We start from the raw sequence: 7,732 nt of genomic DNA on the forward strand, positions 1-7,732 counted from the left end.
GTCCAATGAGGGTTACGAGGACATATTGCAAAAAATTAACGAATTAACAAAAGAACATAATAAAATTGTGAAAGAGAAAGCACAACTAGTTAGTGAAAACAAAGATAATTTGACGCGTAATGATATACAAAGAAAATTAAATAACTTTAAGATTGATATTGATAAAATAGATGATGAAATACGAACTTACCAGGATATTGTTCAAAATTATAGTCGGGAGAAAAAATATAAAAAGTATAAAAAACTCAGTGAAATAATCTTGAATGTTATTACATGGTTCGATAAATATCCCGATATTGTGAAAAATATAACCCAGGCTTAGCTAAGCAGAGAGTGATTGACTGGACGAATAACGACATCAATTTTTGAAAGGGAAACATACGCTTACTCATCAGACACTTGGTAGTCTTTATCTCAAACCAGCGTGACTGATGTGTAAGCGTTAAAGTTCGGAGCAATTAACGCGCTATATCCCAGCCGCGTGCCTTCCAGAGCGCAGGCAGTTGCGCCAGCTCGGTAAAGGTGGTGACTTTCGGGTGAACGATCGGCTTATTGTGCGGGTCAGCGCAGAAGTAAAACACTTCCATACCGGCATCTATCCCTGACTGCGCACCGGCGCTGGAGTCATCGACCAGAATGCAGTTTTCAACGTTCACATTCATCGCTTTTGCCGCATGGAACATTAATGCCGGATCGGGCTTCCAACGCTGGATATCGTAGCCGCTGAACAGTTTTTCCGGGAAGTAGTGCAGCATATTGAGCTTACCAAGCGAATGCTGCATTTTGCTCACCGGGCCATTAGAAACCACGCACATCGGCACGTTAACGCTCGCCAGCAATTCGTTCGCTCCCGTGATGACCTCTAGTTCGCTATCAAACAGGCGGGTGACTTCTGCGCGGTAAACGTGCTCTGCATCGGCCTGGACCATCGTCACGCCCTGCTCTTTACTGATGATATCGATGATTTCATAGAGTTTTACGCCTTTAAAACGGGTAAAAATCTCTTCCAGGTCAACGTTAATGCCAAATTCCCTGAACATCGTGACATAGGCGCGAGAGCAAATGACCTCGCTATCGACCAGCGTACCATCGCAGTCGAAAAATACCGCTTCTATCTGGGACATGTCTTTCCTTTATCATTAGTTTAACGTTTTCGTCATGCAAATTTGCACAACGCAATCGTTGCCGTATAAGCAAATACAATGAAAAAAAGTTTTCTTCAGCCGTCCATATTGTCTCATTTTGGTATACGATAGCGACGGATTTTCCCTCCTTAGTTCGGAAATAGATAATGAGTCAACAACACACAACCCAGGCTTCTGGTCAGGGGATGCTGGAACGCGTGTTTAAACTGCGCGAACATGGCACGACGGCTCGGACCGAAGTGATCGCCGGTTTTACCACCTTCCTGACGATGGTTTACATCGTTTTTGTTAACCCGCAAATTCTTGGCGTTGCTGGCATGGACACCAGCGCCGTCTTCGTCACCACTTGTCTGATTGCTGCATTTGGCAGCATTCTGATGGGACTGTTTGCTAATCTGCCAGTTGCACTGGCACCAGCAATGGGCCTGAACGCATTCTTCGCTTTTGTGGTTGTACAGGCGATGGGCTTGCCGTGGCAGGTCGGGATGGGCGCAATCTTCTGGGGCGCTGTCGGACTGCTTCTTTTGACCATTTTCCGCGTTCGTTACTGGATGATTGCTAATATTCCGGTAAGTCTGCGTGTGGGTATTACCAGCGGTATTGGTCTGTTTATCGGCATGATGGGGCTGAAAAACGCGGGCGTGATTGTCGCGAATCCCGAAACGCTAGTGAGCATCGGTAACCTGACTTCTCACAGCGTGCTGCTGGGTATCCTCGGCTTCTTCATCATCGCTATTCTGGCCTCGCGCAATATTCACGCGGCGGTGCTGGTTTCTATTGTGGTGACGACGCTGCTGGGCTGGATGCTGGGTGATGTGCACTACAACGGCATCGTGTCTGCGCCACCGAGCGTAATGACAGTAGTGGGTCATGTCGATTTAGCCGGTTCGTTTAACCTCGGTTTGGCAGGGGTGATTTTCTCTTTCATGCTGGTCAACCTGTTTGACTCCTCCGGTACGCTGATTGGCGTGACCGATAAAGCAGGTCTGGCGGATGAGAAAGGTAAATTCCCGCGCATGAAGCAGGCGCTGTATGTCGACAGTATCTCTTCCGTGACCGGTTCGTTTATCGGTACTTCTTCTGTTACGGCGTATATTGAGTCCTCTTCCGGCGTTTCTGTTGGCGGTCGTACCGGTCTGACGGCAGTGGTTGTTGGTCTGCTGTTCCTGCTGGTTATCTTCCTGTCGCCGCTGGCGGGAATGGTGCCGGGATATGCCGCAGCTGGCGCGCTGATTTACGTTGGCGTGTTGATGACCTCAAGTCTTGCTCGCGTGAACTGGCAGGATCTTACCGAATCCGTTCCAGCGTTTATTACCGCCGTGATGATGCCGTTCAGCTTCTCGATTACCGAAGGTATCGCACTGGGCTTTATCTCCTACTGCGTGATGAAAATCGGTACCGGACGTCTGCGTGATCTAAGCCCGTGCGTAATCATCGTTGCGCTGCTGTTTATCCTGAAGATTGTGTTTATCGACGCTCACTAAAATCGATAGCGCGTTAAAAACCCGCCATGCATGATTGCTGGCGGGTTTTTTATTTAGATCTTAACTCGCTGAATAAACTCACCAAATGCGGTTAATTGCCCGGTCAGGTGGTCAAGCGTACCCTGATCAATCACTTCTCCGGTTTGCGGATCAACTTTGTTCTGAATCACGCCGCCCATAAATTCCGGCTTGTTCATCACCATTGCATCGAGAAAAACCAGAATCTGGCGCAGGTGATACTGACAGCGCGCGCCGCCAATCACGCCCATTGAGCTGGTCTGAATCAACACCGGTTTACCAGCCAGAGGTTGATCCGGCAGGCGGGAAAGCCAGTCGATGGCATTTTTCAGCCCGCCCGGTACCGAGTAGTTATATTCCGGCGTGACGATCACCACACCGTCAGCCTGACGGATCTGCTCCGCCATAGCTTCTACCGTTGCGGGAAAACCTTCTTCCTGCTGTACATCAGCGTCATACAGGGGAATGTCGGCAATGGAAGGTAATGCATTGATTTCCATGCTAGCAGGAGCAATTTTCGGCAGGGTACGTGCAACCATGCCATTAAATGAGCCTTTGCGCAGGCTCCCCAGTAACGTAACCACCTTCAATTTTTCAGACATAATGACTCCTGTGGTTGTCTATCAATTTGGCGAAAAAGACTTCACGGTAGAGAGTTGGGCAAAACGCATCATCCGGCTGGTAGGATTGTTGGCGCGGCTGTGAATATCCGGCAGGCTTTTCCAGCCGCGTTTGCCATCTAACTCCCAGACACTGAGCTTTTCAATTGTGGGCGTGACCGCCACGGACCACACCAGCACGTCCTCCGCGTCGCATAACGCTTCTACATGATTTACATGAGCACATTTCAGGCGTCCGGCAATGGGCAGCAGCTGCAGATCGCGCGGATCGTCATTCAAAACATCACCGGTTAGTTTTAGCACGCTTCGGCGCAACGTGATGAGTTGCGCCCGCGCTTCGTTAGGATCGTTTTGTTTACTGATCCATAGCGATTCATTGCTGGAAAAGGAGTGGTTATCGAGCGCGTGTGGGCTATGAAACCCGCGCGTCGCACGCTGCAGTTCCATATCGAGGCCACATTCACCTTCGGTTGTTAGCGCCACGCCAACCATATTCCCGGCATAAGAAATAGAAAACGAGGGCAAATTTTTATCACTGAAAACCGGTTTTCCTTTCGGCAGGGTGACGATTTCCGGTAATTCGCCGATGCCATACAGCATGAACATCAGTTCTGCGAGTAAACCTCTGGACGCCAGGAAACGGCTTTGACGATGAGGGGGAATATTTCGGGCTTCTTGATGACACTGGGAGGAGAGACGAACAGAAATCAGATGTCCTTCCGTTAAAATCCCTCGGGCAAAGTGAGTCGCCATTTTTCGCTCCATGCTTAATGGTCCATTATGAATACAAGAGTAATCATTTACTGGAATGATGGACAGACTAAAGCAGCTAAAAGTTCGATTCAGACAATCTTATTACAACTATTTTACATTTTATTGTGAAATAGGGTTGCGTTTCATACGATTCGGTTATGCCATCGACGCGTAAAGATTTTTAATGGTTTCCCGTAACCAGACGATCTTCGGATTATGGCTGTTCCGTTTATGCCACAGTAGGGTAAAAGGGACTTCCAACTTTTTTTGCTGGCTTTCGTCAAACGGGAGAGGTAGAGCAACTAACGGCAGTTGGTGGAGTTGATTGTAGTACTGACAGTAGCGTGGTGCGGTCGCCAGTAGCAGATTGTCGGGCTGCGCTGCCATAAACAGTGACTGCTCGAATTCCGGCAAACTCATAGCAATCGTGCGTTCGCGCCCCAGCTCCTGTAACACATTGTCCAGCGCCCAGGTATCGCTCTGTTCCCAGCAAATGCTGATATGTGGGTAACGTAAAAAGGTATCCAGATCCCACGCTTCATGCAGTGCTGGATGATCTTTGCGCAACCAGACGCAGGGCACATCACTAAACAGTACTTCATAATCAATGGCTAATGGCAGCGAACTTAGCAGCTCCCGCGAACGGGGATGGCTTTCGCGACCGGAAAAACCAATATCCACTTCGCCACGGGTAATCGCATCCAGTGAATCATAATCCCAGTTGCGCAATTTGATCGTCGCCTGGGGGTAACGCTGGTAGATCTGCTTAGTCAGCGTATTGAACATGATCATCATCAGCGGCGATTCCGCCGCCAGTTCAAACTTAAGACCGCGCGGCGTTTGGTGGTGCGGTTTATCCAGCAGCAGATTGCTCATTTGCATCCACTCCGCCAGATTTTGCTCCATGCTGACCATTAGCGGTGTGGGCGACAGGCCCAGCGGTGAGTTCACAAAGAGCGGGTCGTCAAACCACGCTCTTAACTTTGCCAGCGACTTACTCACCGCCGAAGGTGTCACGTTCATCCGCTTCGCCGCTTTGGTTACGCTGCGCTCCTGCATCAGCAGTTGCAGACAGAGCAGCAGATTGAGATCAAGCGTGGTGATGGATTTCTTCATGAGCGGCAACCGGGCGTCCAGGCGCGACGAACATAATCAGCAACAGGCTCACTATGCTACAGGCAATCAGAATCCCGATCAGCATATTCCATGCGCCGATACCAACCACCGCTGCCAGCCAAATCCACAGTGACGATCCGCAAACTTGCGCAATACCTAAGGTCGAGCTGGCTACGCCCGCGCGTAATGAAAACGGCCCTAACGCCTGACTCATCGCTACGCCAAAACCTACCGAGAAACCGGAGCAAATCAGCGTGATACCAAACAGAGAAACCGCATGGGAAGGTGAAACGGCAAGAGTGATACCTGCCGCCAGAAATAACACCTGTGAGGTGATCATCAACGTACGTGGCTTAAAGATCCCCAGTGCAAATGGCGTGGAGAATGAAACGGTCATGCTGACTCCTGCGGTCAACGCCATTATGGTGGCGTATTCTCCGCGCTCAAAACCCATGATTTCCATCATCAATACCGGCGACGTATTCACGAAGGTGAGGATCACCGAAACGCTGAGGGTGGTGATTACCACACGGCTGAGGAAAAACCGGTTAAGCAGCGACTCGCTATTTTCTCGTGGTTTGTCAGAAGCTGCGGGGGCGGCAGGGCGCGTTTCTTTTAAAATAAACAAAGACAACATCAGTACTGCGATGCCCATCGTTGCCATCGTCCAGAACAGACTCTGCCACGGGAATTTAAGCATAATCAGGTGTCCGAGCACTGGCGCTAACACCGGAATGATGCAGGTAATACCGTTGAGTAACGACAGCACTTTTGCCCGACGTCGATCGTCCAGTGTGTCACGTAAAATGGCGAACGCCACCACGTAACAACAGCCTGCGCCTAACCCCTGTAGAAATCGCCCTGCAAGAAATAACGTGCTGGTTTCAGCCAGTGAACAAAACACCGAGGCAATAATAAATAGCGCCGCGCCGGGTATGGCGACAGGCTTTCTCCCTGAACGATCGGCCACTTTACCGGCAAATAACATCGCTGCTGCCATACCTGCCAGATAAACGGAGAACGCAATATGCAACTGCGCTTCGCTGGCATTGAGATCGGCGGCGATGCGCGGTAAACCAACGAGGTACATATCAATCCCGGCGGGATAAAGTAAAACCAGGGCAAAACTACAAATCAAAAAGCGGGACATGGGCTAAAGCGTCCTGATAGTAAGGTGACGCAAAGCATACGTGGTGAAGCAGAATCAGGCGAGTTGCCATTTGGACATAAGTGATTTCCTGACAGGCAAGAAGCCAGCTATTTCGCTGGCTTCTTAAACGGATTAGCCAAATTTAGGTAACACATTAAAGACGTTACCGAACCAGCATAAAATTACGGTTATACCAAAGAGAATGACAATCGCCGGAATAAGATTGCCGCCCCAGACCGTGAACATCTGATTGGGAAATTTCTTGCGAGCTTTGATTGCCAGCACCGCGGGGATAATGACTGCCCAGATGGTGGCGCATAGTCCGGCACCGCCGATCCCGTAAATAAAGCCGTTTGGGAAGACGAGATATAACAACGCGGGTGGCAGGAAGGTTAACAGCACGGTTTTGAAACGCCCGGCGTGGGAGTTATCAATCTTAAACAGATCCGCCAGATAATCGAACAACCCCAGCGTGACACCAAAAAACGAGCTGGCGACAGCTAAGTTAGAGAACACCAGCAGGCAAAACTCGATAATGCCGTGCTGTTTGGTGCCGAGGAACGATTTCACCAGCGAATCAACGTTGCCGCCTGAGGAGATAATCGCCTTAAAGCTTTCTCGCGGAATATTCCCCATCGTGCAATAGAGCCAGAAGAGATAAATCACCAGCGCCAGCAGCGAACCAAAAACCACACTTTTGATTAGCTTATCTTTGCGTTTGCCATAGCAAATAATCAGGCTGGGAATATTGCCGTGGAAACCAAATGACGCCAGACACACCGGCAAAGCCATAAAGATATACGGGAAGTAAGACGTTCCCGCAGTGGTGCTGGTGGCATCGCGCAGAATGGAGTAATCGACCTGGAAGAAGAAAGAACCAAACACGATCACAAAGGAGATAATCTTCAGCCCGAGGAACAACGAGGTAATACGGCTGGCGGCTAACGAGCTTATCCACAATACGCTGGCAACGAAAATGGCTGTGCAGATCCCGACAATACGTGGATTAGCGTGATAACCCAAATTCATTGATATCGTTTCACTAATGATCGCACCATTAGCAGAGATATAGGCATAAGTGAGGATATAGAGAACGAAGGCAACGGTAATACCGCTGATAATGTTCCATGTGTTACCGATTAAATCTTTGGTGATGGTGTTAAAACTGGAGCCGACGGGATAATTTAAATTTGCTTCTAATAATAATAACCCGGAATGAAGCATTGAAAACCAGGCAATGATAAGGATAAAGGCACCCCAGAAAAACCAGGCACCGGCAAGATCAACAGGTAAAGCAAACATACCTCCACCGATTACTGTACCTGCTATAACCATAACACCCCAAAATGCAGAGTGCTTTTTTTCAGCTTGATCAGTCATGATGCCACCTTTAGGGAAGGTGCGAACAAGTTCCTGATATGAGATCATCATATTCATCCGGAGCGC

The 7,732-nt window shown here is 49.2% G+C and carries 7 protein-coding genes and 1 pseudogene; 2 read left to right on the top strand and 6 right to left on the bottom strand.

The features are described from left to right. Positions 1-322: pseudogene (locus HEN33_RS23550) on the top strand (type III effector); the annotation flags it as partial. A 136-nt stretch (positions 323-458) separates the two neighbouring features. Here the strand turns inward: HEN33_RS23550 and yieH are convergent. Beyond that, complete coding sequence (gene yieH, locus HEN33_RS23555) at positions 459-1,124, bottom strand: 6-phosphogluconate phosphatase (RefSeq protein ID WP_032185525.1); 666 nt, start codon at positions 1,122-1,124, stop codon at positions 459-461. Between the two features lie 167 nt (positions 1,125-1,291). On the opposite strand from yieH, the gene adeP reads away from it, so the two are divergent. Next, complete coding sequence (gene adeP, locus HEN33_RS23560; protein WP_032185524.1) at positions 1,292-2,629, top strand: adenine permease AdeP; 1,338 nt, start codon at positions 1,292-1,294, stop codon at positions 2,627-2,629. A 53-nt stretch (positions 2,630-2,682) separates the two neighbouring features. Here adeP and yieF read toward each other — a convergent pair whose 3' ends face one another. The 5 genes from yieF to tnaB all read right to left on the bottom strand — a co-directional run bounded on the left by yieF (position 2,683) and on the right by tnaB (position 7,666). Further along, positions 2,683-3,249 carry a class I chromate reductase YieF gene (gene yieF, locus HEN33_RS23565; protein WP_001291118.1) on the bottom strand — a complete coding sequence of 189 codons (567 nt, stop codon included), beginning with the start codon at positions 3,247-3,249 and terminating at the stop codon, positions 2,683-2,685. Between the two features lie 21 nt (positions 3,250-3,270). Then, on the bottom strand, positions 3,271-4,020 hold the full coding sequence (locus HEN33_RS23570) for a 4'-phosphopantetheinyl transferase family protein (RefSeq protein ID WP_160529814.1): 750 nt from the start codon (positions 4,018-4,020) through the stop codon (positions 3,271-3,273). Between the two features lie 156 nt (positions 4,021-4,176). Further along, positions 4,177-5,136, bottom strand: a complete 960-nt coding sequence (gene yidZ / locus HEN33_RS23575; RefSeq protein WP_105272118.1) for an HTH-type transcriptional regulator YidZ — start codon at positions 5,134-5,136, stop codon at positions 4,177-4,179. Beyond that, a complete protein-coding gene (gene mdtL / locus HEN33_RS23580; RefSeq protein ID WP_176262743.1) occupies positions 5,111-6,286 on the bottom strand; it encodes a multidrug efflux MFS transporter MdtL in 1,176 nt (391 codons plus the stop codon). Before mdtL ends, yidZ begins: the two co-directional genes overlap by 26 nt. Positions 6,287-6,418: 132 nt before the next feature. Continuing rightward, positions 6,419-7,666, bottom strand: a complete 1,248-nt coding sequence (tnaB, locus tag HEN33_RS23585; protein ID WP_000131909.1) for a low affinity tryptophan permease TnaB — start codon at positions 7,664-7,666, stop codon at positions 6,419-6,421. Positions 7,667-7,732 lie beyond the last annotated feature (66 nt).

Source organism: Escherichia sp. 94.0001, from assembly GCF_013369155.2.
GTDB classification, from domain to species: Bacteria; Pseudomonadota; Gammaproteobacteria; order Enterobacterales; family Enterobacteriaceae; genus Escherichia; species Escherichia coli_F.

Excerpts from the sequence above, each read along its gene's own strand:
- yieH (WP_032185525.1), bottom strand. The coding sequence starts at position 1,124 with ATGTCCCAGATAGAAGCGGTATTTTTCGACTGCGATGGTACGCTGGTC.
- adeP (WP_032185524.1), top strand. The coding sequence starts at position 1,292 with ATGAGTCAACAACACACAACCCAGGCTTCTGGTCAGGGGATGCTGGAA.
- yieF (WP_001291118.1), bottom strand. The coding sequence starts at position 3,249 with ATGTCTGAAAAATTGAAGGTGGTTACGTTACTGGGGAGCCTGCGCAAA.
- HEN33_RS23570 (WP_160529814.1), bottom strand. The coding sequence starts at position 4,020 with ATGGCGACTCACTTTGCCCGAGGGATTTTAACGGAAGGACATCTGATT.
- yidZ (WP_105272118.1), bottom strand. The coding sequence starts at position 5,136 with ATGAAGAAATCCATCACCACGCTTGATCTCAATCTGCTGCTCTGTCTG.
- mdtL (WP_176262743.1), bottom strand. The coding sequence starts at position 6,286 with ATGTCCCGCTTTTTGATTTGTAGTTTTGCCCTGGTTTTACTTTATCCC.
- tnaB (WP_000131909.1), bottom strand. The coding sequence starts at position 7,666 with ATGACTGATCAAGCTGAAAAAAAGCACTCTGCATTTTGGGGTGTTATG.